Source organism: Acidobacteriota bacterium (assembly GCA_040754075.1).
Lineage (GTDB): Bacteria > Acidobacteriota > Blastocatellia > UBA7656 > UBA7656 > JBFMDH01.
Window position 1 is genome coordinate 1 of sequence record JBFMDH010000040.1, and the last position, 26781, is coordinate 26781.

22 protein-coding genes are annotated in these 26781 nt (G+C 50.0%); 17 read left to right on the forward strand and 5 right to left on the reverse strand.

The window, feature by feature from the left end:
* Nucleotides 1-271: 271 nt before the first annotated feature.
* Nucleotides 272-406, reverse strand: a complete 135-nt coding sequence (locus AB1757_27835; GenBank protein ID MEW6130873.1) for a hypothetical protein — start codon at nt 404-406, stop codon at nt 272-274.
* 40 nt (nt 407-446) lie between these two features.
* On the opposite strand from AB1757_27835, the gene AB1757_27840 reads away from it, so the two are divergent.
* The 4 genes from AB1757_27840 to AB1757_27855 all read left to right on the forward strand — a co-directional run bounded on the left by AB1757_27840 (nt 447) and on the right by AB1757_27855 (nt 6370).
* Nucleotides 447-2195 carry a CRTAC1 family protein gene (locus tag AB1757_27840; GenBank protein MEW6130874.1) on the forward strand — a complete coding sequence of 583 codons (1749 nt, stop codon included), beginning with the start codon at nt 447-449 and terminating at the stop codon, nt 2193-2195.
* A complete protein-coding gene (locus tag AB1757_27845; protein ID MEW6130875.1) occupies nt 2185-2430 on the forward strand; it encodes a hypothetical protein in 246 nt (81 codons plus the stop codon). Before AB1757_27840 ends, AB1757_27845 begins: the two co-directional genes overlap by 11 nt.
* A 62-nt stretch (nt 2431-2492) precedes the next feature.
* Complete coding sequence (locus AB1757_27850; protein ID MEW6130876.1) at nt 2493-4343, forward strand: CRTAC1 family protein; 1851 nt, start codon at nt 2493-2495, stop codon at nt 4341-4343.
* A gap of 296 nt (nt 4344-4639) precedes the next feature.
* A complete protein-coding gene (locus AB1757_27855) occupies nt 4640-6370 on the forward strand; it encodes a histidine kinase N-terminal 7TM domain-containing protein (protein ID MEW6130877.1) in 1731 nt (576 codons plus the stop codon).
* Between the two features lie 115 nt (nt 6371-6485).
* Here the strand turns inward: AB1757_27855 and pnp are convergent, their stop codons facing one another.
* On the reverse strand, nt 6486-8726 hold the full coding sequence (gene pnp, locus AB1757_27860; GenBank protein MEW6130878.1) for a polyribonucleotide nucleotidyltransferase: 2241 nt from the start codon (nt 8724-8726) through the stop codon (nt 6486-6488).
* A gap of 219 nt (nt 8727-8945) precedes the next feature.
* Between pnp and AB1757_27865 the strand changes: the two genes are divergently transcribed.
* A complete protein-coding gene (locus tag AB1757_27865; GenBank protein ID MEW6130879.1) occupies nt 8946-9170 on the forward strand; it encodes a hypothetical protein in 225 nt (74 codons plus the stop codon).
* Here the strand turns inward: AB1757_27865 and rpsO are convergent.
* The 3 genes from rpsO to AB1757_27880 form a co-directional block, all read right to left on the reverse strand.
* Nucleotides 9104-9373 carry a 30S ribosomal protein S15 gene (gene rpsO, locus AB1757_27870; GenBank protein ID MEW6130880.1) on the reverse strand — a complete coding sequence of 90 codons (270 nt, stop codon included), beginning with the start codon at nt 9371-9373 and terminating at the stop codon, nt 9104-9106. The genes AB1757_27865 and rpsO overlap by 67 nt on opposite strands.
* A gap of 98 nt (nt 9374-9471) precedes the next feature.
* A complete protein-coding gene (locus tag AB1757_27875) occupies nt 9472-11106 on the reverse strand; it encodes an SPOR domain-containing protein (GenBank protein MEW6130881.1) in 1635 nt (544 codons plus the stop codon).
* Between the two features lie 244 nt (nt 11107-11350).
* Nucleotides 11351-12124 (reverse strand): ZIP family metal transporter, encoded by a 774-nt coding sequence (locus tag AB1757_27880; GenBank protein ID MEW6130882.1) that lies wholly within the window; start codon nt 12122-12124, stop codon nt 11351-11353.
* 367 nt (nt 12125-12491) lie between these two features.
* Between AB1757_27880 and rsmH the strand changes: the two genes are divergently transcribed.
* The 12 genes from rsmH (at nt 12492) to murC (ending at nt 26741) form a co-directional block, all read left to right on the forward strand.
* Nucleotides 12492-13472, forward strand: a complete 981-nt coding sequence (gene rsmH / locus AB1757_27885; GenBank protein ID MEW6130883.1) for a 16S rRNA (cytosine(1402)-N(4))-methyltransferase RsmH — start codon at nt 12492-12494, stop codon at nt 13470-13472.
* A gap of 265 nt (nt 13473-13737) precedes the next feature.
* Nucleotides 13738-13953, forward strand: a complete 216-nt coding sequence (locus AB1757_27890; GenBank protein MEW6130884.1) for a hypothetical protein — start codon at nt 13738-13740, stop codon at nt 13951-13953.
* Nucleotides 13954-14042: 89 nt separating this feature from the next.
* The gene (locus tag AB1757_27895) at nt 14043-16235 is read left to right on the forward strand and encodes a penicillin-binding protein (GenBank protein ID MEW6130885.1); all 2193 of its coding nucleotides are present in this window, start codon (nt 14043-14045) and stop codon (nt 16233-16235) included.
* 103 nt (nt 16236-16338) lie between these two features.
* Nucleotides 16339-17829 carry a UDP-N-acetylmuramoyl-L-alanyl-D-glutamate--2,6-diaminopimelate ligase gene (locus tag AB1757_27900; GenBank protein MEW6130886.1) on the forward strand — a complete coding sequence of 497 codons (1491 nt, stop codon included), beginning with the start codon at nt 16339-16341 and terminating at the stop codon, nt 17827-17829.
* Between the two features lie 35 nt (nt 17830-17864).
* The gene (gene murF, locus AB1757_27905) at nt 17865-19361 is read left to right on the forward strand and encodes a UDP-N-acetylmuramoyl-tripeptide--D-alanyl-D-alanine ligase (GenBank protein ID MEW6130887.1); all 1497 of its coding nucleotides are present in this window, start codon (nt 17865-17867) and stop codon (nt 19359-19361) included.
* Between the two features lie 112 nt (nt 19362-19473).
* Nucleotides 19474-20577, forward strand: a complete 1104-nt coding sequence (gene mraY, locus AB1757_27910; protein ID MEW6130888.1) for a phospho-N-acetylmuramoyl-pentapeptide-transferase — start codon at nt 19474-19476, stop codon at nt 20575-20577.
* A gap of 52 nt (nt 20578-20629) precedes the next feature.
* Nucleotides 20630-22030, forward strand: a complete 1401-nt coding sequence (murD, locus tag AB1757_27915; GenBank protein ID MEW6130889.1) for a UDP-N-acetylmuramoyl-L-alanine--D-glutamate ligase — start codon at nt 20630-20632, stop codon at nt 22028-22030.
* Between the two features lie 77 nt (nt 22031-22107).
* Complete coding sequence (gene ftsW / locus AB1757_27920) at nt 22108-23274, forward strand: putative lipid II flippase FtsW (GenBank protein ID MEW6130890.1); 1167 nt, start codon at nt 22108-22110, stop codon at nt 23272-23274.
* Nucleotides 23275-23643: 369 nt separating this feature from the next.
* Entirely contained in the window at nt 23644-23811 is a 168-nt protein-coding gene (locus AB1757_27925) for a four helix bundle protein (GenBank protein MEW6130891.1), read from the forward strand.
* A gap of 46 nt (nt 23812-23857) precedes the next feature.
* A complete protein-coding gene (gene murG, locus AB1757_27930; protein ID MEW6130892.1) occupies nt 23858-24931 on the forward strand; it encodes an undecaprenyldiphospho-muramoylpentapeptide beta-N-acetylglucosaminyltransferase in 1074 nt (357 codons plus the stop codon).
* Between the two features lie 22 nt (nt 24932-24953).
* Entirely contained in the window at nt 24954-25328 is a 375-nt protein-coding gene (locus tag AB1757_27935) for a four helix bundle protein (protein MEW6130893.1), read from the forward strand.
* 30 nt (nt 25329-25358) lie between these two features.
* Complete coding sequence (gene murC / locus AB1757_27940; protein MEW6130894.1) at nt 25359-26741, forward strand: UDP-N-acetylmuramate--L-alanine ligase; 1383 nt, start codon at nt 25359-25361, stop codon at nt 26739-26741.
* Nucleotides 26742-26781: the final 40 nt, after the last annotated feature.

The following is a 26781-nucleotide window of genomic DNA, read 5'->3' on the forward strand; positions in this document are numbered from 1 at the left end:
GTGGTCAATTGGTGTATCATAGATGGCATCAGGGATGTCCTCCGTAATTGAATTTGGCAAAATGATTTTATCAACTACGGTTCAAAACATCCCTTTCAACTTTTTCAACTCAATACTCAGGTTAAGTCAAAAGGCAAAAGTAAAAAGTGAAACCGGAGAAGCCAATCACCTGAAGGTTATCCGCCCAAGCCGAAGATAAACTTTTACCTCTGATTGGTGAGCAATTGATTAACCCAAAGTTGCCAGTTGCCCAATGCCCCGCAGTCGCAATTCAATGAGCTAAGACAAAACCGCTTGCCAAACCCACTTGATATTCGCGACAAAGCATTTCAAAATACTCGCTCAATAAATCACGCACATTTAAATCAAGCATGAAACTTTGTAGCTCGCTTTTATCGGTCATCATTTCGTTTGCCGTTTGCCTTTTGTCTTTTGTCTTTTGCCTTTTGCCTTCTGAGGTTGTTGCCCAGCAAAATCCCAAACCACAAACCGGAAAATCTTACAGCACGGCTGAACCACCCAAGCGCCAGAGCGCGCCGGTTCCCGAAGCGCCATCGCCCGTCACCTTCACCGATATGACTAGGCAATGCGGACTCGCGTTCAAACATGCGGCATCACAGACCGCGCAGAAATATTTACTCGAAACCATGGGCGGCGGCGTTGCTCTGTTTGATTATGACAATGACGGGCGAATGGATTTATTTTTCGCCAACGGCGCATTGCTCACCGACCAGATGGCAAAAGATGCGCGCCCCGATAAACGCGATGCGAAATTCTGGAATCGCCTCTATCATCAAAAAAGCGACGGCACATTTGAAGACGTAACCGAACGCGCAGGCGTCAAAGGCGAAGGCTATTCGATGGGTGTAAGCGTAGGCGATTATGACAACGATGGTTTCGCAGATATGTATGTCACCGGTTACGGAGCCAACATTTTATATCGCAACAATGGCAACGGCACTTTTACGGATGTCACGAAATCGGCTCTGGTAGCCGCTTCCGGCTGGTCTACTTCGGCAGGCTGGCTCGATTATGACAAAGACGGACGACTTGATTTATTCGTCTGTCGTTACGTGGTCTGGGATTTCGATTTAGGTACGCTCTATTGTGGCGACATGCGACCGGGCTTTCGCGCTTATTGTCATCCCGACAATTTCAAAAGCCTGCCGAATATTCTCTATCATCAAAAAGCCGATGGGACGTTTGAGGACGTAAGCGCGAAATCAAAGATCGGTGAACCGGGCGGCAAAGGGTTGGGCGTGGTGTTTGCCGATTTCGATAACGATGGTTGGACGGATATTCTGGTCGCTAACGATAGCGTCCGCCAGTCGCTTTATAAAAATAATGGTGACGGGACCTTTGAAGACATCGCGCTTCCGGCAGGCGTGGCTTACGACGAAAACGGCAAAACCTTCGCGGGGATGGGCGTCGATGCGGCGGATTATAATGAAGATGGCAGCGTCGATATTTTTATGACGGCGCTCTCGAATGAAACCTATCCGCTCTATGAAAACAATGGCGACCACACGTTCACTTACGAGACCAACACGTCGGGCGTCGGACAAATCACCTTGCTCAATTCCGGTTGGGGGGCACGGTTCGTGGATTTGGATAACGATGGCTGGCGCGACATTTTTGTGGCGCAAAGCCATGTGCTTGATACCATCGAAAAGACTTCGAGTTATTTGAAATACAAACAGCCGCCCTTGTTTTTGCGAAACACCGGCAAAAATTTCGTCAGCGTGTCGGGTTCCGCAGGCGCGAGTTTCGCTGTAGCGATTGCGGCGCGCGGCGCAGCTTTCGGAGACCTGGATAACGACGGCGATGTTGATGTGGTGATGGGCACGCTCGACAGCGCGCCGCTGGTGTTGCGCAACAACGGCACGAAAAATCACTGGCTTGGATTGGCTTTAATCGGCACGAAATCGAATCGGCAAGGACTCGGTTCGCGTGTGACGGTTACGGAAGCGAGCGGGCGCAAACGCATTTTTGATATAACGACGAGCGGCAGTTATTTATCGTCTAATGATGCGCGCCTGATTATCGGTTTGGGCGCGGCAACCGGCGTGAAAAATATCGAAATCAAATGGCCAAGCGGGCAACCCCAGTTGATAGAAAATCCCGCAATTGACCGCTATCACCAAATAAAAGAGACTGACCGTAAATTGTCCGGGAGGGTTGATCGTGAACATTGATAACCGCATAACCAGAACTGAATTTTGTTTCACGGTTTCGCTCATCTTTATGTTTCTTGTGGGATTGCTCATCGTTTTAGATAGCGAACCTGAAAAGTCATCTTCGATGCTCAAACGGATGATGCTGATTACGGCATTCGTCATCCACACGGTTTACTTCATCGCAGGCTGGCGTGAACGACGTAAAGAAAATCGCATCGCCAATAGAAAGGTTGAAGAAATTCTGACAAAATAAGTGGGCGTTAATGACCTCTTTTCGCGGCTATAGCTGCAAATTCATTTTTGAGATTTATCATTATGTTTAACAAACAAGCTTTGATTATTCGATTCATTACTGTGCTTCTTGCATCAGCGATGATTTCCGCTTCGGCATTCACGCAACAAAAGACTGCGCCGAAACAGGAACCGCCCAAACAAGGTATGGGCGGCGTTTCAACCGGTGTGGCGAAAACTTATGCCTCGAAACGCACCGTCGGAATTACCGATGCCAAAGCGCCCGTGGTCTTTGAAGATGTGACGGCACAAACGCCGCTTGCGGCGTTCAAACATCGCAGTGGCAATCCGCAAAAAGATTACATCGTCGAAGCCCCACCAGGCGGCGCGGCGATTTTCGATTTCGATAATGACGGCTTGCCTGACATCTACGTCTTGAACGGTTCGACCTTTGAAGCCGAAAAAGGCAAAGAGAAAGCTCCGCGCGCCGCGCTCTATCGCAATCTCGGCAACTGGAAATTTGAAGACGTCACCGACAAAGCCGGCGTCGCTAATGAACGTTGGGGCTTTGGGGTGGCGGTCGGCGATTATGACAATGATGGCTTTCAGGATTTATTCATCGGCAACTGGGGCGTGTCGCGACTCTATCACAACAACGGCAACGGCACTTTTACAGATGTCGCGGAAAAACTCGGCGTGGCGCGCAAAGGCTGGAGCGCCGGCGCTACCTGGGGCGATTATGACAAGGATGGGCGGCTGGATTTATTCGTGCCCGGCTACCTCGATTTCGATATGAATAGCTTGCCGCCAAATCCCAGTGAAGCGGCGAAGCCCGGTGGCGTGGCGCAGAATTTCTGCCAATTTCGCGGCATTCCTGTGTTATGCGGTCCGCGCGGACTCAAAGGCGAAGGCGATACGCTCTATCATCAAAAAGCCGACGGCACCTTTGAAGATGTGAGCGTCAAAGCGGGGGTGCAGGACAAAGATAAATACTATGGCTTCTCATCAGCCTTCTTGCATATCAATGAAGATGATTTGCTTGATTTGATTGTCGTCAACGACTCAACCCCGAAACTGCTTTACCTCAATAAAGGCGATGGCACATTTGAAGAGGTCGGTTATCCGTCAGGCATTGCGCTCAATGAAAACGGGCGCGAACAGGCAGGAATGGGTTTGGGCGTCGGCGATTATGATAATGATGGCTTGGTTGATTTTTACATCACCAATTTTTCCGATGATTCAAACACTCTCTATCACAATGATGGCGATGGCAATTTCATCGATGTGACCTTCCAAGCCGGTCACGGCGAATTGACCTTTCCGTTTTTAGGCTGGGGCACCAACTTTCTGGATTATGACAATGACGGTTGGAAAGATGTATTCATCGCCAATGGTCACGTCTATCCGAATGTCGATAAACAGCAATGGGGAACGAGTTGGGCACAGCAACCGCTGCTGTTTCGCAATCTCAGCAACGGCAAATTCGCGCGCGTCGGCGCGGCTCCGAATTCCGCTTTGGCACAGGCTTATCAGGGTCGCGGACTAGGCATCGGTGATTTGGATGACGATGGCAGAATTGATGCGGTGATTAACTGCGTCGATTCACACCCGGCGGTATTGAAAAATGTGTTGAAGAATGCCGGTCACTGGGTGACTTTCAAATTGGTTGGCGATACGACGCAAAAAACCCCGCGCGATGCGACCGGCTCGATTGCTTATGTGACGACCGGCAATATGCGCCAGCGTCAGGATGTGTTGAGCGGCGCGAGTTTCGCTTCGACCAATGACCAGCGATTGCATTTCGGATTGGGACAGGCGACCAAAATCGACAAATTGGAAATCAAATGGGCGAATGGCAAATCCGAAATCGTCAAGATTGACGGATGCGATAAGGTATTCACCATTGTTCAAGGCAAAGGCATCGTCAGTAAATAAACCGCTCACCAGCAAGCGTTGAAAAATAGCCTTGGGATTGAATAGATTGAACGAAGGGTATCCGCTCAATCCCAAGGCTATCTTTTTGGCAGGGGGTTAGCTTTCCCGGCAAAGGTTGCCGCGCTCTAACGCTCTCCATTGACTTAAAAACAGCGTTAAAACTGCTGAAAATTTCAGGGTTTTGTTTTATACTGACACCGCATTTCCCCTTACAACTTTCTTCATTTACGTTTGCGTAATAAAACAGGAAATCAATATCGGTATATTGAACCAGTGGGTTTAAATGGGTAGGTTGAATGAACTGGCAGTATAATCATTTTTCTCTTCTATACTTTTTATCCGCAGCCGTTGCGGTCTGGTTGTTCCTCTATGGGTGGAAGCGACGCCGAACTCGTGGCGCGGTTCCTTTTATCGCCTTTGCCATCGGCGTCTTTATCTGGTCATTTGCCAATGGCATTGAAGTCATCAGCCTGACGCTTGCTGAAAAAATTTTCTGGGCAAACGTTCAGTATTTCGGCGCAACGACGATTCCCGTCGCCTGGATAGTTTTCGCTTTGCAATACACCGGGCGGGCAAGCTACATCAATACCAAACATCTTCTGCTGCTTTGCCTGCTTCCGGCAATTACCATCGTGCTGGCTTGGACCAACCCGCACCATGAACTCATCAGAAAAAACATCTCTCTGACAACTGAAGGATTGTTTCCGCGCGTGCTTAAAGACTACGGGGTATGGTTCAAAATCTACGTGATTTATTCCTACACCTTACTGGGAGCGGGCGTTTTTCTGATTTTCAACCTGTTCGTCAAAGCGAATCAGGTTTATCGCAAACAGGCTTTAGTTCTGTTACTTGGAGCTTTGACGCCCTGGTGCGCCAATATTGTTTATATCCTGCAAATTGCGCCGCTCCATCATCTCGATTTAACTCCTCCGGCGTTTACGGTCGCCGGCATTGCGATGGCGCTTGGTATTTTCCGCTTTCATCTTCTGGATATTATTCCGATTGCTTATGAAACGGTGATTGAAGAATTACAGGATGGCATTATTGTACTCGATACCGGCGGGCGCATCATTGACCTCAACCCTGCGGCGCAAAAAATTCTCGACCAACCGGCTTCCGAAGTTATCGGTTTGCCATTTACCGATTTCATTGCCTATGACCTCGATTCCGATTCGTCGCACAATGAAATCTGTCGCAAAGAAACTTTTTATGATGTCAAACATTCGCTCATTCATGATAAACGCGGCAAATTGAGCGGCAAGTTGGTAGTGCTGCGCGACATCACCGAACCCAAACGCCTGGAGGCGCAACTGGCGCAGGTCGAAAAACTCGCAGCCGTCGGGCGCTTTCTGTCGGGCACAGCACACGAACTCAATAATCCGCTCTCTTCTATCCTTGGCTTTGCGCAATTGTTGCTTGCCAAAAACGATTTGGATAAACAAACCCGCAAAAGAATCGAAATCATTAATCAGGAAGCGACGCGCAGCCGAACCATCGTACAAAATCTGTTTGCCTTTGTTGGGGAATCCCGGATGATTTTCTCGAATGTGAATATCAATGAATTGCTCAATGTCGCGCTGGAATTACGAAAAGACGCTTTGCAACCGCAAGGCATTGAAGTTCGTTTTGAACCCGGAACGCTTCCCGAAATCAAAGCCGATGCGCAACAACTGGAGCGCGCATTTTTGAATGTTCTCATCAATGCGGAACAGGCACTACAAACCGTGAGCGGAAAAAAACTCCTGACCATTACAACCGAACTTAAACTCAATGGCGGACAACCGCGTATAGAAGTCTCTATCGAAGATACCGGCGCAGGGATTCCGGGAGAAAATTTAAACAAAGTATTTGAACCATTTTTCACCACGCGACCGGTCGGCAAAGGAATGGGGTTGGGATTATCCATCAGTTACGGCATCATTGCCAAACACGGCGGCAATATCAGTGTTGAAAGTAAAGAAAATCTCGGCAGCAAATTTATCTTTTCGCTGCCGGTTACTGCAGCCCTGGTCGTGGCTAATGTTTAGCCCAATATGTTTTATGATTGACCGAAATCACTGAACAACAATTTGTTGACATCAAAGACAAACGGCGTGTCTTTTAATCAAGACACGCCGTTTATTTTTGATCCGTCAATTCGCATTAACGACGACGACGGTCGCGATTACCGCCTCCGCCTCCGCCGCTTGAGCGATGCGGACGACCACGGTCTTTGTCGCGACGTGGCGGACGATTTTCATCGCGATTGCCGACATCATCGCCCGGCTCTTCCGGTACTTCTTCCGGCGCTTGCCCGCCGCCTTCTTCTTCCAAAACGGCGCGGCGTGACAGCCGAATCTTGCCGGTCGGTTCGACATTGATGACTTTGACAAGCAATTGCTGACCTTCGCTGAGTACATCGCGCACATCACGCACGCGATAATCGGCAATTTCGGAAACGTGCAGCAAACCATCCGTGCCCGGCAAAATTTCCACAAACGCGCCGAAATCGGCAATGCGCTGCACCGTGCCCAGATAAGTTTTGCCGACTTCGGGAACCGCCGTGAGTCCTTGAATGATGCCAAGGGCTTCTTCGGCTTTTTCCAAATTCGCCGAAGCGATTTTCACCGTGCCATCGTCTGCGACATCAATCTTGCAACCGGTCTTATCAACGATGCTGCGAATCACTTTGCCGCCGGTGCCAATGACGTCGCGAATCTTATCAACAGGAATTTGAATGGTCAGAATGCGCGGCGCATACTGGCTGATTTCGGCTCGCGGTTCGGCAATTACTGCTTCCATTTTGTCGAGGATGTAAAGTCTTCCGGCACGCGCCTGCTCCAACGCATAAGCGAGAATCTGCGCGTTGAGTCCCGTGACCTTTATATCCATCTGCAAAGCGGTGATGCCGGTTCGTGTGCCGCAAACTTTGAAATCCATATCGCCGTAGTGGTCTTCTGCCCCGGCGATGTCCGTGAGAATCGCGTATTTATTGCCTTCCATCACCAGCCCCATCGCTACACCGGCAACCGGCGATTTGAGCGGCACGCCGGCATCAAGTAACGACAGGGTGCCACCGCAAACCGATGCCATCGAACTCGAACCATTCGATTCGGTGATGTCGGAAACGATGCGCACGACGTAAGGGAAATCCTTTTCTTCGGGCATCATCGGTTCCAGAGCGCGACGCGCCAGCGCCCCGTGCCCGACTTCGCGACGACCGGGTGAACCGAAACGTCCGGTTTCCCCGACGGAATAAGGCGGGAAATTATAAGCCAGCAAAAAGCGGCGTTTGATTTCGCCCTTTTCCAAATCATCGAGGTATTGAATGTCTTCACCGGTGCCAAGCGTAGTGGTGACGATTGCCTGAGTTTCGCCGCGCGTAAACAGCGCCGAACCGTGAGCGCGTGGAATCCAACCGACTTCAATGGAAATCGGGCGAATTTCCGAAAAGCGACGACCGTCAGGACGATGTTTGTGATTGAGAATGTCATCGCGAAAGACGCGCTCTTTCAACTCAGTGAAAATCGCGCCCGCCATTTTGCGTTTGTCAGGCTCTTCTTCGGGATAGCCGGAAACCACGCGCTCTTTTAAGGCATCGACCAGCGCATAGCTTTCTCGTTTTTCATGTTTTCCGGTGTCGAGCGCATCACGTAACTCTTCGGTGATGCTTTCGGCAATGGACTGAGCCATGTCCTGGTCAATTTCGGGCTTCACGACTTCACGTTTGGTGATGCCGAGTTTGGCATACATCTCTCTTTGCAAACGGCAAAGCTTTTTAATTTCGTTATGTCCGAAAAGTAAGGCTTCGACCATTACCTCTTCGGTAACTTCCCGGGCACCGGCTTCGACCATCACGATGGCTTCTTCGGAACCGGCAACCACTAAATTGAGTGCCGATTCGCGCCCCTGCTCGTAACTGGGATTGACCACAAACCGGTCACCTAAAAGACCGACGCGAACCCCTGCCACCGGCGTTTCAAATGGAATATCGGAAAGATAAAGCGCTGCCGATGCGCCGGTGATTGATAACACGTCGGCGTCATACATTTCATCAGCCGAAATTACCGAAGCGACGACTTGCGTATCGCTGCGATAGCCTTCGGTAAACAAGGGGCGAAGCGGGCGATCAATCAAGCGAGAAACCAAGGTTTCTCGCTCCGATGGTCGGCCTTCGCGTTTGAAGTAGTTGCCGGGAATGCGTCCTGCGGCATAACCATATTCTCTGTACTCAACTGTAAGCGGGAAAAAATCGACATCTTTTGGGGTGGAACCGACGGCGGCAACCAAAATCATGGTGTCGCCATAGCGCACGATAACCGCGCCATCCGCTTGTTTGGCAATCTTTCCGGTCTCTATCGAAAACTCTACGCCTCCGAGTTGTATTGACTCTTTCAAAAACATATTTATTTTCCTTCCCTATCCGCTGCGCGTTATTCAAACGAATCCTTGGGATTCAGGAATGATTCCTCACTTAACGCGCTCATAGTATTCATGGGTTATTTTCAATGATGTAGCAATCAGTGGATAAATTCAGATAAATCGGTTCGCTATAAAAACGAAAAGTCACGATGAGCCGGCTGTTCGTCTAAAAGCTCTCGTGACCTTCTATGCAAAACCAAAATGCTCGAATCGTTGCGATTGTTTAACGCCATCGCCGAGATGCGACGACAGACCGGCGTTTTGGAAAAACGCCTTTGGAATTTCGGGCAAACCAAAGACAAGAGGTTGCGCCGCACCCGACGTGTGGGAGTTGCGCTGACCTCTTGGTGGTTGCTGTCCTATTTTCTTATTCCTAAACGACTGATGAGTTGTCTATATCGCTCAACATCGTTGCGTCGCAAATAATCGAGTAAGCGACGTCTTTGGCTGACCAGTTTCAATAAACCGCGTCGTGAATGGTTGTCTTTGACGTGGGTTTTGAAGTGTTCTGTCAATTCATTGATGCGTTGAGTCAACAAGGCTACTTGCACTTCGGGCGAGCCTGTGTCTGAATCATGCGTTTTGTAATTTCCGATAATCTCTATTTTAGCTTCTTTAGCTAACGCCACTATTACTACCTCTCCTAATTCACAAAATTTTGTTCTCTTGAACCCAGAGAACTTACCACACCGATTAAAAAGCTGTAAAGTCAAATAGCGGCAGGTTTTTAGTCCTCCTGCTGGCGCTCGCCGTTCTGTTCGGCGGCAAACTGTTTCCAGTCTTCATCCGATTTCAAGACCCGATTGGACCCCAGGGTCAGCACCAGTGCGCCATTCGGGCGTTGTTTCTTTAATTGAACTTCCCGTTCAAGCGCCATCTGATGCGCGCCGGGCATCTCTACATCCGACAAATACTCAAAGCCAAGTTCGACTTTGGCATAAGCCTCTGCCAGTTCATGAAAGGTAATATTGCCATCCGGCACAAATTTATTGGTGTGTAAATTGAACCATCGCGCCACCGCGTTAATCGCCACTAAACTGTCAAAGCCATCGGGCGGGCGTTCAATATCGAGTTTTTTGTGATTGCGCCGATGCGGGTTAATGCGCCGGTCAAAATTATTATCCAGATTGATGCTGCCGCTAAGTTTGACCCACCCCCCAAAGGTCATTACCTGCTTGCCGATAAAAAGCTGGTAGCGATGGGCGCTTTGCGTCAGTTGCACCATCAACAATAACCCTTCGTTCTCAAGAATATAATTGAGTACGCGCAGCGGCGCATCGGCATCCTTTGCCGCTTCAACGCCCGCTGATTTGGCTAATTTTGCAGTATTCAAAAGAACCTGATGGTTATCATCAAGCGAAATCAAATCTGCGTCCTCACCTAAAATCCACCCTAACCGCGCCAACCCGTCCTGGGTGTCTCCACCTAACCATAAACCACCTTGCCGAGAGGTTGTGGATGGCGCGGCTTGCGTCATCAACAGGTTCAAAGCCACCCGCACGGCATCGGCGCGTGGAACGATTGTCGGGTCAAGGGTGGGTGACAAATGGAGTAAAGTTTTTTTACCCGCTCGATTGGGCAAATCAAGCGCAAATCGTCCGCTCAGCAGTTGATTGGCTAAAGAGATATTGGTACGCGAGGCAGATGAGTAATCACCCGAGGGCATCTTTGAACTGACAGACTGAATTTGCGCCTTGCGACCGGACAGAGATTTACTGAGGGTTGTTGGCTTGTCCTGACGTTGATTTGATGGTTGATTAGGGGTGGGAGCAGTCTCGGGGTCTGACACAGATTTAGGCGAGTGACCAGCAGTTGGCGGCCTCGCCGCAACTTCATTGGGCGGCGGGCGCAGAGGCTGCTGCGGCAATTCAGAAGGCTTTCGGGCGATGACCTGCGGCAGATTGCGTTTACCGGTTGTCGCTTCACCCAAATCCAGATCAGGAGTGGTTTCTGCGAGGTTGATTTGGCGGGGTGCGCGATTGCTGGCATCTTTGCGAATCACCGTACGCGGACGGCTTAAAGATTTAATTTCGCTCGATTTTTTGATGAGAAATTCTTTAATCAAGCGTCGCCCGACCAATTGTTCGCCGTACTGGCGCGCTTCACTTTGGGTTTTAAATGTTCCGATGAAAACCCGCACCCAGTTACCGCGTCCCGGTAATTCAACTTTGCCCCAGATAGGCTGCTCTCCAGCTTCTGCGAGTTTAGTAACAAAATTTTCAGCTTCCGCTTCTGCGGTTTCGGGAAAGGCAGCAACTTGCAGGGTATAACCGATGCCGGTGTCTGTGGAATTGGCATAGACGAACGAAGCGCATAAGGACAGGATGATAATAGCGGAAAGAAAAGACTGCTTAAACTGCATAACTGCCTCGCATCGAAGTTCAGGGTTACTGATTCGGGGAATGCCCGATTAGAACTTGAATAACATCTTTAAAGCTTGCGACCAACTTTTTAGTTTGAGAAAGCTTTCAAAATGTCTGCAAGCAATTGGTTAAAACTAGGGGGTACTACCTAAATGGACGTTTTCTATCTTAGGGTCAAGGAAATGGCGAGTCAATATTTTTCTCTCAACTCCCCAAAACAGGTAATAAAATTGCGGCTTTTGCTTAATGGTTCAAATGAAACGCCTCAAGCAGCAACTCAACCAGATAGAGCATTGCCACACCGGCAAAGACAATCAGCGAGGTGGTCGCGCCTTCTTCTTTATTGACTTCAGGAATCAAATCCGAGGCTGCTACATAAAGCGTTACGCCCGCCGACAAGGGCAAAAAATAGGACGACAGCGGATGCGAATAAACCGCCACCTGATGAAATAACAACACCAGCGCCACGCCTGCGAAAGTTGCGATGCCAATGGAAAGCGCCGCCATCAAAGCGCTGCGCGACGAACGTTTCGACGCCAGCATCATCGAAGCCACCGTAAACCCTTCGGGCAATTTGTGCAGTAAAATGGCGATGAAAATCAGCACGCCGAGCTGGGTATTCACGAGCGCCGCGGCAGCAATCGAAACGCCATCAAAAAAGGCGTGAATCATCAGCGCCGCAACCCCTGCGAGCGCCGCGTGGTGCTCAAGCATGGCATCGTGATGCACCTCTTCGCCGAAATGAAAATGCGGCGCGATGGTGTGTTCAAACAGTTGAATCAGCAGGTAGCCAACCATTAAAAAGATCATCGGTTGCGCCGCCTGCCCTTCCCAAATCGCAATCGTTTCGGGAACGATTTTTAAAAAGACCGCTGCCAGCATAAATCCCGCGCCAAGCGCGATTAAATAGCGCAGGGTGGTTTGCCCCAGGCGTCTTGAGGAAACAAAAAATCCGCCGAGCAGATTAGCCGCCGCCGCCGTCAGTCCGTAAATAATCACAATCAGGGCAGTGCCCATTCGCTGATTCCCCTCTATTGGTGAAAGTCGGGCACTATAACACACTCACGCCAGACAAAAGAAGAATTGAAACTCCAATAAAATTTTTTCAAACCCGATTTTTTAAGCCATCTCGCAGCAAAGTCACAATATATAGTAGTTTTGCTCAGCTAAATGCCTAGATATGGAATTTGCGCCTTGCGCTAAACTTCACTCAATAAAACGGATGCGTTATTGATTGGAATTTTCTTGTTGACACCCTTTTAGGGAAGGCGTACCATACCAAACCACGGCGTAGGTACTTTTGAAAACAATAATATGCAGGAATTTCTTAAAGCTACACTTTAAGTGTAAAAAGTTTTTGGTGTCGCCTCAATGAAGAGCAAAAATGAGCTACTCCCATGAGCCGGTTTTACTGAAAGAGATTGTCGAGTGGCTCAAGCCCGAAACCGCTGGCTGCTTCGTTGATTGCACGTTAGGACTTGGCGGTCACACACGCGCCATCCTTGAAGCATCAGCGCAAACCCAGGTCATCGGGTTGGATCAGGACGCCGAAGCACTCGAAATTGCCCGCCAGCGTTTAGCCGAATTCGGCGACCGGGTGCGTTTCGCGCATGCAAACTTTAAAGAGGTTGCAGAGGTTTTAAGAAATTTCGGCATTGAAGCGGTTCAAGGACTGCTCGCGGATTTGGGCGTCTCATCATTGCAGTTCGATAGCGGGGAGCGTGGGTTCAGTTTTGCCGCCGATGCCCCGCTTGATATGCGAATGGATAGACGTGAACCGCGAACCGCCGCCGATTTGCTTGCCGAATTATCCGAAGCGGAACTGGCGGATTTGATATTTGAATATGGCGAAGAGCGCGGCGCAAGAAAGATTGCCCGTCGCATTGTCAAGGAACGTGCGCGTGAGCCAATCGTTACCACCAGGCAACTGGCGGATTTAACGATTCGCGCCTTAAATATAAAAGGTCACTGGCGCATTCATCCGGCAACGCGCACCTTTCAGGCACTGCGCATTGCCGTCAATAATGAATTAACTGTTCTGGAGAACTTCATCCCTTCTTCCATTTCGCTTTTAGCCAGCGGCGGGCGGCTTGCGATTATTTCGTTCCATTCGCTGGAAGACCGCATCGTCAAACGGAGTTTTCAACGCGAATCCGGTCGGTGTTTGTGTGAAGATAAACTTCACAGGCTGGCGACGGAGAGGCAAGCGATTGAAAAATCGAAAGACGCGGTGTTGTGCAAAGTTTGTGGCGCAAGTTTGCGGGTGCGTATCCTGACCCGCAAGCCCATACGCCCCGATGATGTCGAAATCATGCGCAATCCGCGTTCTCGCAGTGCTTCACTTCGCGTATGCGAACGCCTCTAGGCTGAATTTTTTCTTTAAGCCCTAAAATCAAGTTGGTACGCAGGAAAACTTTTCAGGTTGAGGAATACCTGGACTACTCCGGTCATTTCATACGACTCTGAAAGTTCTCTACCTTACTTCACATTGAGGCAAAAGAAGTATGACCAGTCGTTTCATTCCGCATAAGCCAATAAACAATTCGAGTATAAAAAGACCAGTGAGCAACCGCGCGTTTGTCTGGTTTACGGTCTTTACAATTGTAGGAGTTTTAATTTGTTGCGGTTTTGTGATCAGCGCGCAACAACATTTTGAAGCCGTTTCGCTCGGTTTCAAAGGCGAAAAACTCCGTAAAAAAGAGGAAAAACTCGAAGAAAAACAGAGCGTTCTGGAACTTGAATACAAACGCATCACCTCGCCGATAGAAATGGAGAGGCGCGCGCTCAAGCTTGGATTGATACGACCGCAATCTCAGGCATCACAAATTCGCAGACCGATCAATTAATCGATTCGCTCTGCCTTTTAAAAATATTTGCAAACCTCGAAATCCCCTAATCATGTACTGAAACAGAAAAATCACGTAGAGGTCTGAAGATGTTATCCGCTACCAAAACTTCCGAGAGAAGAAGCAAAATCGTTCATAGTTTTCTGGCATTCTGGCTCATCGCTATCTGCGCCCGTTTAGTCTGGTTGCAGGTCAAAGATTACAACTTTCTCAGCGCCCGCGCTGATCGACAACAACGCATTTCGGTAGCCATCACCCCGACGCGCGGCAAAATTTTAGACCGTAATGATACGGAACTTGCCTGTACGTCCGAAGTCAAATCGCTGTATGTCAATCCGAGTCTGGTCGGCGACCTCAAACCGGTTGCTGCGCGGCTCGGTAAAATTTTAAACAAAGAGACCGATGATATTTTTAAACGTCTGAAATCCGCAGACAATGCGCTCGTGGTCATTAAACGCAATCTGAATGACACGGAAGTCAGCCAACTTGAGGCACTGAATCTCAACGGCTTGCAATTCATCCCCGAACGCAAGCGCTTTTATCTGAACGGGCAAACCGCTGCCCACATACTCGGTTTCGTTGATGTTGATGAAAACGGGTTAAGCGGCATCGAGCGGTTTTACGATAAACAGATTCGCGGACAGGATGGACGTCTGGTTATCAATCGCGATGCTTTAAAGCGGTCTTATTCACACAACATCGAAGAATCGATTCCCGGCGCGAATATCAAATTAACCATTGATGCAATGGTTCAGCATTATGCGGAGATTGCGCTTGCCGAGGGCATCCGCAAAAGTCGCGCCAAAGGTGGGACGCTGGTGATGATGCGACCGCAGACCGGCGAAATTCTGGCGATGGCAAGCTATCCGACATTTGACCCAAATAAACTTGCCAGCTCCGATGCCGAAGACCGGCGGAATCGCGCGGTTGAAACCTATTTCGAGCCGGGTTCGATTTTCAAAATCGTCCCTTATGCAGGCGCCCTCGAAGAAAAGCTGATCCGCCCGGATACTCGCATCTACTGCGGCAATGGACAAATCACCATCGCTGGTCGCGTCATTCACGATAATAATTATGGCGAGTTAAGCGCCGCGCAGGCTCTGGCAAAATCCTCGAATGTCGCTGCCATCAAAATCGGGCAACAATTGGGCAATGAACGACTGGCGCATTACATTGACGCTTTCGGTTTCGGCAAAAAAACCAATGTCGAACTGCCTGCCGAATCAAGAGGCGCCATTCGTGATGTGAAGAAATGGAATGCGACATCCATTGGCTCGATTCCAATGGGACATGAAATCGGCGTCACCGCTGTGCAGGCGGTCGCAGCATTTGCCTGCATTGCCAACGGCGGCGTTTGGGTGCAGCCGCATCTTGTGCAAAGCATCACTGACGCATCGGGCGCAATTATCAGCGAACCGCAAATCGAAACTCGCAGAGTCATCAGCCAACAGACGGCTGAAACCTTGAAATTCATGCTTGAAGGTGTGGTGCTGCGCGGCACCGCACGGGCTGCCCAACTGGAAGGTTACAGCGTCGCCGGAAAAACCGGCACCGCACAAAAAGTTGGCAAAAACGGGCGTTATTCCAATGAAAAATATGTCGCGTCGTTTGCAGGGTTTGCGCCGGTCGCCAATCCCGAAATCGTTTGCATCGTTTCGATTGATGAACCGCTTGGCGAGCATCACGGTGGCGAAGTCGCCGCGCCAATTTTCGCGCGCGCCATTTCTCACGCGCTCAATGTATTAGGCATCTCGCCTGAAAACGACCCGGCAGCAAAATTTGTCGCAGGCAATTACCAGACCTATGACATCAATCAGATGTCCGCAGGCAATGTGCCGGTAGTTGCAGAAAATACCACCGGTGAAGAAATTTCTGAGCCTGCGCCAACCAAATCGCCGGAGATGGCTTCCAATGCCGAGGTTGTGAAAACTGAAATCAACAAAACCAATAAAGACAAACCCGCCAGCCGTGATACCATCGTCGTCCCGGATATGCGCGGGCGAGGTCTTCGTGAAGCGATGGCGATGGCGTCAACTCGCGGCTTGAAAATTCAGGCGAGCGGCGAAGGACTCATCACTTCGCAAAGTCCGCCCGCCGGAAGTTATGTCAGTCGCGCAGCCATCTGTCGCGTTCAACTGACGAAAGCGGCGGATAAAAACAGTCGGACGCCATCGAATAAAAACAAATCGCCGACCGTAAAAGCGCAAACGAAACCGGCTGCGAGTCCGCCAAACAAACAACCGAATAAAAGCGCCTCTCGCGCCGTCGCCAAAACACGATGAACCATTTAAACAAAATTCAAGCGACTGATAGAGCAAACGCCGGGTTTGCTCTATTGGCGTTTTTATAGAAACTAAAAATTACCGAAAAGCCCAGAAAAACCACGTGAAATTAATCGAATTAGCCAAACAGATAAACGCCATCGCCGCAACCGGCAACCTTGAAGCCGAAGCCACAAACGTTACGCGCGATTCTCGCGCCTGCACCACAGGAACGGTTTTTGTAGCGATTCGCGGCGAAAAAATCGACGCCCATAATTTCATCCCACAAGTTGTCGAACAAGGCGCAGTCGCAGTCATTTCCGAACAACCCGCCGATGCCAATGCCATCGCTCCGGCATGGATTCAAGTTGCGAATGCCCGCGTGGCGCTCGCTGCTGCTGCCGCTGCGGTTTATGATTTCCCTTCACAAAAAATCAAAGTCGTAGGCATCACCGGAACCAATGGCAAAACCACCACTGCGCATCTGGTCGATTCCATCATTCGCGCTGCTGAAATCACCTCGGCGATGTTTGGCACCATCAAACATCGCATCGGCGATTACAGCGAAACCGCGAAACATACGACGCCCGAAGCCGCAGATATTCAACGAATGCTCGCGCAAGCCGTAGATGCCAACTGTCAATCGGCGGTCATGGAAATTTCTTCACATGCCATCGAGTTGCATCGCGCAGACCATTTGCAACTTGCCGCTGCGGTGTTTACCAATCTCACCCGCGACCATCTCGATTACCACAAAACCATGGAAAGTTATTTCGCCGCCAAAGAAAAATTATTCAATGGCGCGTTGGGACTTACGCCCAGAGCTTCGGTAATTAATATTGATGATGAGTATGGGCGCAAACTTTTGCACACCGCAAAAGGCAAAATCATCACTTATGGTTTCAGCGAAAATGCTGATGTGCGAACCGATGAATTCAATTTGAGCGCCAACGGATTGTCCTTCATCGTCACCACTCCCACAGGGCAAATCAATATTGAATCTACGCTTGTCGGGCGTCCGCACGTTTACAATATTCTGGCAAGCATCGCCACAGGAATGGCTCTGGGATTTGATTTGCGGGCGATTGCCGCAGGTATCGTGAATTGCCAAACCGTAGCCGGGCGATTTGAACAGGTGGGTTTAGAAGAAACCACCCAACTTGGGTTTGCAGTCATCGTCGATTACGCGCACACTGATGACGCATTGAAAAATGTTTTGCAAACGGCGCGTGAAGTGGTCGGCAATAGGGGTCGCGTCATCACGGTTTTCGGCTGCGGCGGCGACCGGGATAAAACCAAACGCCCGATTATGGGCGAAGTCGCCGCCCGCTTGAGCGATGTGGTGATAGTGACTTCCGATAATCCGCGCAGCGAAGACCCGCTGGCGATTATCGCGGACATTGAAGTCGGTTTAGAGAAAGCGGGCAAGCCTTACGAAAAACTCGCTGACCGCCGCAAAGCGATTTTCGCAGCCGTAAATGAAGCGCGCGATGGCGATTTGGTCGTCATTGCCGGTAAAGGTCACGAAGATTATCAAATCCTCAAAGACCAGACGATTCATTTCAGCGACCTGGAAGTTGCGCGCCAAGCCCTGCAACAACGGTTGAAAAACTAAACCTTGTCAGTACCGCCTGCAATAGCGGGCGGGTGATGATTACAACACCTCTGGCATTTAAAGATTACCGAATGAAACTCAGCGAAATAATAAAAAGTATAAACGCGAACCTAAATGATGAAACGGTCGCTGAAAAATTTACCGCACAAGAACCGCTCGGTTATTCGATTGATTCGCGCACCATTCGCGCAGGCGATTTATTCTTTGCCATCAAAGGCGAAAATCACGACGGTCATAATTTCGTCGCCGAGGTTTTACAAAAAGGCGCAATCGCTGCGGTAATCAACAGGGATTCGGGATTCAGGATTCAGGATTCAGGATTGTTGATATTCGTTGACGATACGCTCGCGGCATTGCAGACGCTGGCAAATCACCTGGTCACCAACTGGCGCGGGCAGTTGGTCGCGGTTACCGGAAGCGCCGGCAAAACCACCACCAAAGATTTAATCGCAGCGGTGCTTTCTGAGGTCGGTCAGGTCATTAAAACCCAGGGCAATTTCAATAACGCGATTGGTCTGCCGCTTTCGATACTCAAGATGGAAAGCGATGGACAGCACGCCGATGATTTCGATTTCGGCGTGTTCGAGATGGGCATGAATCACGCGGGCGAACTCGCGGAACTCACACACATTGCGCCACCCGATGCTGTAGTCATCACCAATGTCGCCGCCGTGCATCTGGAATTTTTCGATTCCATCGACGCCATTGCAAATGCCAAAGCCGAACTGGTGCAAGGCACGAAAGCGGGCGGCGCAGCACTATTGAATATGGACGACTCGCGCGTTGCGCGGATGCGCGCGTTGCGCGATGACCTTCGGGTTCGCACTTATGGCATTGAACAAAAAGCCGATGTGATGGCGAAAGATATTAAATCGGATGGTCTCAGTGGCACAGAATTTTTACTCGTCACACCAGGCGGCGAAATCAACACGCGGCTGGCGCTTGTCGGCAAGCACAATCTCTACAATGCGCTTGCCGCAGCAACGGTCGGCGATTTTTATCAAGTCCCACTGGAAAAAATCGCTGCGGCATTTGCGGCAATCACCGCGCCGAAGATGCGCGGCGAAGTGTTACGTTTTGCCGAAGGCTACACGGTGATTGACGATTCCTATAATTCCAATCCGCGCGCGTTGATTGAAATGGTGACGACACTTTGTGCAACGCAAGGCTACTCACGAAAAATTGTCGTTGCCGGTGAAATGCTCGAACTCGGCGAACGCGGAGCAGAACTACATTTTGAAGTCGGGCAAAAAATTGCGGCGCTTGGAGTGGATTTACTTTTGGGAGTTCGCGGACTCGCTGAACAGTTAATCGAAGGCGCGCGGGCTGCGGGAATGGCAGCAACAGCGGCGCGTTTTTTTGCAACACCCGCCGAAGCCGGAGAATTTTTAGCAACCCAGGCGCGAGCCTCAGACCTCATCCTCGTCAAAGGTTCGCGCGGCGTAAAAACCGAAGTAGTAGTTGAAAGAATGAAAAAAAGAAGTCAGGAGTCAGAAGCCGGAAGTCAGAATAAGACGAAGTATGAAGTATGAACGATGAAGGATGAACTGCAAGAATGATTGAATTGTTCATCGTTCATCGTTCCGCCTTCCTCGTTTCTTTATTCTGAATCCTGAATCCTGAATCCTGAATCCTGAGGAGACAATGTTCTACTACCTGAAATATTTCAATGACGTGCACAGCAGTCTGTCGTGGTTGCGGGTGTTCGATCAAGTGACCTTTCGCACCGCAATGGCGGCGATAACCGCGATTTTGATTAGCCTGCTGTTCGGACGGCGAATGATCAATATGCTCAAGCGGTTGAATTTCGGACAATACATTCGCGAAGAAGGACCACAAACCCACCACTCGAAAAAAGGCACGCCAACGATGGGCGGGGTGCTGATTATGGTGGCGATTACGGTTTCCACGCTGTTGTGGTCGAATCTCTCGGTCGCTTATGTCTGGATTGTGGTTTTAACGACGCTGGCATATGCCGCCATCGGATTTGCCGATGATTACTCGAAAATTAAAAAGAAACAGAACCTCGGACTCACCGGAAAACAGAAACTGGCTTTGCAATTCGCCATCGCCTTTGTGTTTGCGCTGGCGTTGAAATATTTGACAACCTACAGCACCGAACTCAGTTTTCCGTTTATCAAAAAAGCTATTTTGTTATGGTGGCCGATTTATCTGTTGATCTTTGCGCCGCTGGTCATCGTCGGTTTTTCAAATGCGGTCAATTTAACTGATGGACTCGACGGCTTGGCGATTTCCGTGACCATGATTACCGCTGCCACACTCACCGGTTTTACTTACGTCACGGGGCACAAAGTTTTCGCTGAATATCTTGATTTGGTTCATCAACCACAGGTGCATGAGTTGACCATTTTTTGCGCGGCGCTTACCGGCGCGAGTCTCGGCTTTTTATGGTTCAACGCGCCGCCCGCCGAAGTGTTTATGGGCGATGTGGGCGCGCTAGGGATAGGCGGCGCCATCGGCGCAATTGCCGTTTTAATCAAACAGGAATTTCTGCTGGTCATCATCGGTGGGGTGTTTGTCATGGAAGCGTTATCGGTGATGTTGCAGGTCGCCTCATTCAAGCTGCTCAAAAAACGTATCTTCAAGATGACGCCGATTCACCATCATTTCGAGTTGATGTATCCGCCGGAACTCTCGAAACGCATGGAACCGAAAATTGTTTTTCGCTTTTTGATTGTAGCGATTCTTCTGGCATTGCTCAGTCTTTCGACTTTGAAACTCCGGTAGTGTTTTGTGCATTGCAAGCACAAAGTACAAAGCACGAAGTACAAAACATTGAATGAACATTACTGGCAAAAAAATTCTCGTTGTTGGTATTGCGCGAAGCGGCGTAGCGGCAGCGCGACTACTTGCCGCGCGCGGCGCAGTTGTGACCGCCAATGATTACAAAGCTGAAAGTGATTTGGTCAAACCCGATTCGCCTTTGGCTATGGAAATCACTGCGCTTGAACGCCTCGGCGTGCGAGTGGTTTTCGGCGGACACCCGGAAGACCTGTTTGTGAATGCGGATTTGATTGTCCTAAGTCCCGGCGTGCCCGCAGACCTTGTGCCGCTGCAACGGGCAAACCAGGCGGGCGTTGAAATCATCAGCGAACCGGAACTTGCCGGGCGTTTCCTGCGCGGGCGAATGATTGGCGTAACCGGCTCGAATGGCAAGACGACAACCACAACATTGATTGGCGAATTGATGAAAGCGGCGGGCGCACAGGTGATTGTCGGCGGCAACATCGGCGCGGCGCTCACCGGGTTGGTGGAACAATCCACCGATGATACCTGGACGGTTGCAGAGCTTTCGAGTTTTCAGCTCGAAACCATTGACAGTTTGCGTGTCCAGGTCGCGGTAATGACCAATATTACTCCTGACCATTTAGACCGACATGGAACATTTGAAAATTATGTGCAAGCGAAACATCGGATTTTCAAAAATCAACTGGCTGCGGATTTCGCGGTGTTGAATTTGGATAATGCGCCGGTGGTTGAAATGGTGAATAGGCTTGGCATCCCGTCGCAAAAAGTTTTTTTCAGCACGAAAGCGGATTCATCAACCGCGCAAATTTTTCTGCGCGACGGGCGAATTTATTCAACGCTTCTCACCGATGACCGAAGCGCAACCGAAGTCATGCGCGCCGGTGAAATTCAAGTGCCGGGAATGCACAACATTGAAAATATCATGGCGGCATTTGCGGCGGTCTTTTGCGCGATGCAAACCAAACCTGAACAACTTGAAGCGCTGCGCCAAGTGATTCGCAATTTCAGAGGCGTCGAACATCGCATTGAATTCGTAGCCGAAATCGGCGGCGTGAAATTTTATAACGACTCGAAAGCCACCAATGTCGATTCGACGGTGAAATCGCTTGAGGCGTTTGAGCGCAACGTCATTGTCATACTCGGCGGCAAAGATAAAGGCAGTGATTACACGGTGCTTGCGCCGCTCATTCGCGAACGGGTCAAACAGATTATTTTAATCGGCGCGGCAAGTGAAAAAATCGCCGCGCAACTTGCCGACACGCGCCCGATGACTTGCGCGGTTTCAATGACCGACGCGGTGCAAAAATCTATGCAAGCGGCAAACGCGGGCGACATTGTGTTGCTCGCGCCAGCGTGCGCCAGTTTCGATATGTTCGATAACTACGAACATCGCGGACAGGTGTTCAAAGCAGCAGTCCATGCTTTAAAGTAACAATCACCTAAGCCCCATCAATTATCAGTCGGCAGGAATCGGCTGAAAAACTAAAAGCAGAAAACGAAAAATTCATTATGGCGACTTATACTGGAACCGTTCGCAGAGAAAGCAAACAGCTATCTTTATGGAAGAATCAACCTTCAACGAAAACCCGTGAAGTACCGATTGATAAAATTTTACTGGCAATCGTTCTGGGGCTTACCGTCTTCGGTTTATTGATGGTCTACAGCGCATCGGCAATGCTTGCCGATAAATTGCACAACGACCAGTTTCACTTTTTTGTCAGACAAGGGATGTGGGCAGTTGTGGGTTTGTTCGGCATGGCGATGACCATGAAAATCGATTACCGGCTTTATAAAAAACGCGCCTTCATTCTCTTTGCGCTCTACATGACGATTGTCCTGCTATGCGCCGTCTTCTTCTTTCCCAAAGTCAACAATGCGCATCGCTGGATTTTATTCAAAGGCTTTTCCCTGCAACCCTCGGAAGTCGCGAAACTGGCTCTGGTAGCCTTTTTGGCGTACTACCTGGAAAAATATGCGAACCGGGTTGAGGATTACAAAAAAGTTTTCATCCCGACAGCGGTTACCACTTTGCTGATTGTCGGCTTGATTGGCGCGCAACCTGACCTGGGAACCGCGCTCATGATTTTCATCACCTTTGCTGTGGTTTTGTATCAAGCGTGTGTGCCGATTCGTCATCTGGCGACGCTTGCTATTCCGGTGGTTCCCGCACTTGTCGGTATGCTGGTATTTGTTCCCTGGCGTTTACAAAGGCTGCTGGATTTTCTAAATCCCTGGAAAAATGAACAGACCTCAAGTTATCAGGTCGTACAATCGTTAATCGCGGTCGGCAGCGGGGGCATCAACGGACTGGGTTATTCGCAGGGCAAACAGAAACTATTTTTTTTGCCGTCGCCGCACGCCGATTTTATATTCGGGGTCATTGGCGAAGAACTCGGTTTGATTGGCTCCATCGCCTTGGTCGCAGCCTTTGGCGCATTTGCGTGGCGCGGTTTTAAAGCGGCGCGTCATGCGCCTGACCGCTTCGGAAATCTGTTAGGCACGGGACTCACGGTTTTGATTACCGCACAGGCATTCTTTAATATCAGCGTGGCGCTTTCACTGGTGCCGACCAAAGGGATTCCGTTGCCGTTTATCAGCGCGGGCGGTTCATCGCTGGCGATTACCCTGGCAGCCTGTGGAATTTTGTTGAATATATCGAAACACGAAGGAGCTTGAGAATTGCGGATTGCGGATTGCGAATTGCGGATTGAATGAATCTCCGCACAGCAAGCTGCGTGGTATTCGTCTAGCGGAAACTCTTTCGCAGCACGCTGCGGGGAACTAACCCCTGAGAGATTAGAAAACCCTTTCATCACTTTTCTGATTGCCAGCTAATATCATTTGGCTTTGGAGAAAAGATGAATTCAGAGGAGATGAAAACAAGAACTAAGCTTTACGGGTTACGAATCATCAAACTGGTTGAAAACTTATCCAAAAGCCGGACATCTGAGGTGGTTGGCAGGCAATTACTGAGATGCGGCACTCCGTCGGAGCAAATTACCGCGCATCTTGTAGAGCCAAGTCCAAAGCCGATTTCATAGCAAAATGGGAATCGTTGAAGAAGAGACGGATGAGTCGGTGTATTGGATGGAACTGTTAATTGACGCAAACCTGGTTAAAGAACAGCGAATTACCAACCTCATGGATGAAGGAAAACAGATGCTTGCTATCATTGTTTCATCAATCAGCACAGCCAGAGGTGGCAAACGATGAGAAAAAAATTCCGCAATCCGCAATCCGCAATCCGCAATGGTGAAGTATGAGAATCATCATTGCGGCAGGTGGAACCGGCGGGCACATTTATCCGGGCATAGCGATTGCCCATGAATTGAAACGGCGCGATGGCGATGCTGAGATTTTATTCGTTGGAACGCCGCGCGGACTGGAATCGAAAATCGTTCCCCGCGAAGGCTTCAAACTTGAGATGATTCAAGTCGGCGCGTTGAAAAATGTATCAACGGGCGAGCGCCTCAAGACCATGTTTCAATTGCCGCTCAGTTTCGTAACGGCATTAAAGATTTTGCGCCGCTTCAAACCCGATGTGGTCATCGGCGTTGGTGGCTATTCGGCAGGTCCGACACTACTGATGGCGGCGTTGTCGCGCATCCCGACGATGATTGTTGAACCAAACGCCATGCCCGGTTTTACCAATCGCGTGCTGGCGCGCTTCGTTGACGCGGCGGCGCTGTCATTTGACGAAGCGAAAGCTTATTGTCGCGGCAAAGGTGAGGTCACGGGCAATCCTGTGCGCAGCGATTTCGCGCAAATTCCCAAGAAAACGCGCGGTGAACGGCTTCACCTTCTGATTTTTGGCGGCAGTCAAGGGGCGCGCGCCATCAATACGGCGATGGTTGCAGCGTTGCCTTTGCTTGCGGCAAAAAAAGCGCAACTGGCAATTACTCATCAAACCGGCGAAAAGGATTTTGAGATGGTCAAACAGGGCTACATTGAAGCGGGCTTTAGCGATGCCGATGTCCGACCGTTCATTCACGATATGGCGAAACAATTCGCCAATGCCGATGTGTTGATTTGTCGTTCGGGCGCGACCACAGCAGCGGAAGTGGCAGCGGCAGGCAAAGCGGCAATCTTCATTCCCTTCCCGTTTGCCGCCGATGACCATCAACGCAAAAACGCCGAGGCATTTGAACGAGCGGGCGCGGGTCGAATGATTTTGCAAAAAAACCTGTCACCGGAAAAACTCGCTGAAGAATTACTGCGTTTGATTGAAACTCCGGCAGAGATTGATAAGATGGAAGCCGCGAGTCGCGCACTCGGACGCGCGGACGCGGCTCAGCGCACGGTTGATTTAGCTTTATCGGTTATTGGTCATTAGTCATTTGTAAAAAAGGAGTACGATGATGAGTACCAGCTTTGAAAATTTACAAGTGTATAAATTATCTGAAAGATTGGCTGACGACATTTGGGAAATAGTCACGCAGTGGGATTTATTTGCCAAAGACACGGTAGGCAAACAAATCGTTAAGGCTGCCGACAGCATCGGTGCCAATATTGCCGAAGGAACCGGCAGAGGCAGTTATCAAGATAATCGTCGTTTCGTCAGAGTGGCGCGCGGCTCTTTATACGAAACCAGGCATTGGCTAAGGCGCGCTTATAAACGGCACCTTCTCAACGATGCGCAAATCAACAGCCTCAAGCCAATCATCAGTGAGGTATCGCCAAAACTCAATGCGTATTTACGATCAATTGGCGCGCCTTCTGAAAACCAATGACCAATGACTAATGACAAAGGACCAACAGGAATGTTTTTTAGAAGCGTCAGACACATTCATTTCGTAGGCATCGGCGGCATCGGGATGAGCGGCATCGCAGAGGTGTTGCTCGCCCTTGCGGCAAATTTTCGCATTACCGGCAGTGACGCCAAACGCTCGGCGATTACCGAGCGATTGGAAAAGATGGGCGCAACTATCTGGGAAGGTCATAGCGCCGACCACATCACAGGCGCGGACGTAGTGGTAACCTCATCAGCGATTCGTCAGGATAATCCTGAAGTCGTCGCTGCACGTCAACGACAGATTCCCGTCATTCAACGCGCAGAGATGTTGAAAGAGTTAATGCGCCTCTATCGTTACGGCATCGCCATTGCCGGAACGCATGGCAAAACCACAACCACGTCGATGATTGCTCACGTGTTGCATAACACCGAACTCGACCCGACGGTGGTGGTCGGCGGTCGCGTCGCCTCGCTTGGCTCGAATGCGCGCATTGGCAAAGGCGAATATATCGTCGTCGAAGCCGATGAATCGGATGGCTCGTTGCTGCTGCTCACACCAACGATTACCGTGCTAACGAATATTGATGCCGACCATCTGGATTTTTTCACCGGCGGCATTGAACAGATAAAAAAATGCTTCACGGATTTTACCAATCGCGTGCCGTTTTACGGGACGAATGTTTTATGTCTCGATGATGCGAATGTGCAGGCGATTTTGCCGGAAATTTCCCGGCGCATCGTCACTTATGGACTCGCGGCACAGGCAGATGTTTCGGCGTGGAATATTCAAACCCATAAAAGTTTCGGTTCCGAATTCACGGTTCGGGCTTTCGGCAAAGACTTAGGCACCATGCGCCTGAAAGTGCCCGGCAGACACAATGTCTACAATTCGCTTGCGGCAATCGCTGTCGGTTTGGATTTGAATCTTGAGTTCGAGCAAATTGTCGAAGCACTCGGTGAATTTGGCGGCGCTGAACGGCGCTTTCAATTTAAAGGCGAAGCCCATGAAATTCTGGTGGTTGATGATTACGGTCATCATCCGACGGAAATCAAAGCGACACTGGAAGCGGCGCGCACCGGCGGTCGCCGTGTCGTAGTGTTATTTCAACCGCATCGTTATACCCGCACCCGCGATTTGCTCGAAGACTTTGCGCGGTCATTTTATGGCGCAGATGTTTTGCTGGTCACGGATATTTATGCCGCCAGCGAAGACCCGATTGAAGGAATTACGGCTCAGACGCTTGCAGAAAAAATTGAGCGTTTTGGGCATAGACACGTCGAGTACATTGGACAACTGGCAGGTGCAGCGCATAAACTAAAGGAAATCGCACAGCCCGGCGATTTAATTCTTACACTTGGCGCTGGCAACGTATATCAAGCAGGAGATGAGTTGCTAAGAATTTTGAATTAGGATTGAGGATTGAGGATTGAGGATTCAGAAGTACAGCCCC

Excerpts from the sequence above, each read along its gene's own strand:
- AB1757_27850 (MEW6130876.1), top strand. The coding sequence starts at position 2,493 with ATGTTTAACAAACAAGCTTTGATTATTCGATTCATTACTGTGCTTCTT.
- AB1757_27875 (MEW6130881.1), bottom strand. The coding sequence starts at position 11,106 with ATGCAGTTTAAGCAGTCTTTTCTTTCCGCTATTATCATCCTGTCCTTA.
- AB1757_27935 (MEW6130893.1), top strand. The coding sequence starts at position 24,954 with ATGATGAGTACCAGCTTTGAAAATTTACAAGTGTATAAATTATCTGAA.
- AB1757_27865 (MEW6130879.1), top strand. The coding sequence starts at position 8,946 with ATGCTCGAATCGTTGCGATTGTTTAACGCCATCGCCGAGATGCGACGA.
- AB1757_27835 (MEW6130873.1), bottom strand. The coding sequence starts at position 406 with ATGATGACCGATAAAAGCGAGCTACAAAGTTTCATGCTTGATTTAAAT.
- AB1757_27880 (MEW6130882.1), bottom strand. The coding sequence starts at position 12,124 with ATGGGCACTGCCCTGATTGTGATTATTTACGGACTGACGGCGGCGGCG.
- murD (MEW6130889.1), top strand. The coding sequence starts at position 20,630 with ATGAACATTACTGGCAAAAAAATTCTCGTTGTTGGTATTGCGCGAAGC.
- AB1757_27895 (MEW6130885.1), top strand. The coding sequence starts at position 14,043 with ATGTTATCCGCTACCAAAACTTCCGAGAGAAGAAGCAAAATCGTTCAT.
- murG (MEW6130892.1), top strand. The coding sequence starts at position 23,858 with ATGAGAATCATCATTGCGGCAGGTGGAACCGGCGGGCACATTTATCCG.
- murF (MEW6130887.1), top strand. The coding sequence starts at position 17,865 with ATGATTACAACACCTCTGGCATTTAAAGATTACCGAATGAAACTCAGC.
- rsmH (MEW6130883.1), top strand. The coding sequence starts at position 12,492 with ATGAGCTACTCCCATGAGCCGGTTTTACTGAAAGAGATTGTCGAGTGG.
- murC (MEW6130894.1), top strand. The coding sequence starts at position 25,359 with ATGTTTTTTAGAAGCGTCAGACACATTCATTTCGTAGGCATCGGCGGC.
- AB1757_27855 (MEW6130877.1), top strand. The coding sequence starts at position 4,640 with ATGAACTGGCAGTATAATCATTTTTCTCTTCTATACTTTTTATCCGCA.
- pnp (MEW6130878.1), bottom strand. The coding sequence starts at position 8,726 with ATGTTTTTGAAAGAGTCAATACAACTCGGAGGCGTAGAGTTTTCGATA.
- mraY (MEW6130888.1), top strand. The coding sequence starts at position 19,474 with ATGTTCTACTACCTGAAATATTTCAATGACGTGCACAGCAGTCTGTCG.
- AB1757_27925 (MEW6130891.1), top strand. The coding sequence starts at position 23,644 with ATGGGAATCGTTGAAGAAGAGACGGATGAGTCGGTGTATTGGATGGAA.
- ftsW (MEW6130890.1), top strand. The coding sequence starts at position 22,108 with ATGGCGACTTATACTGGAACCGTTCGCAGAGAAAGCAAACAGCTATCT.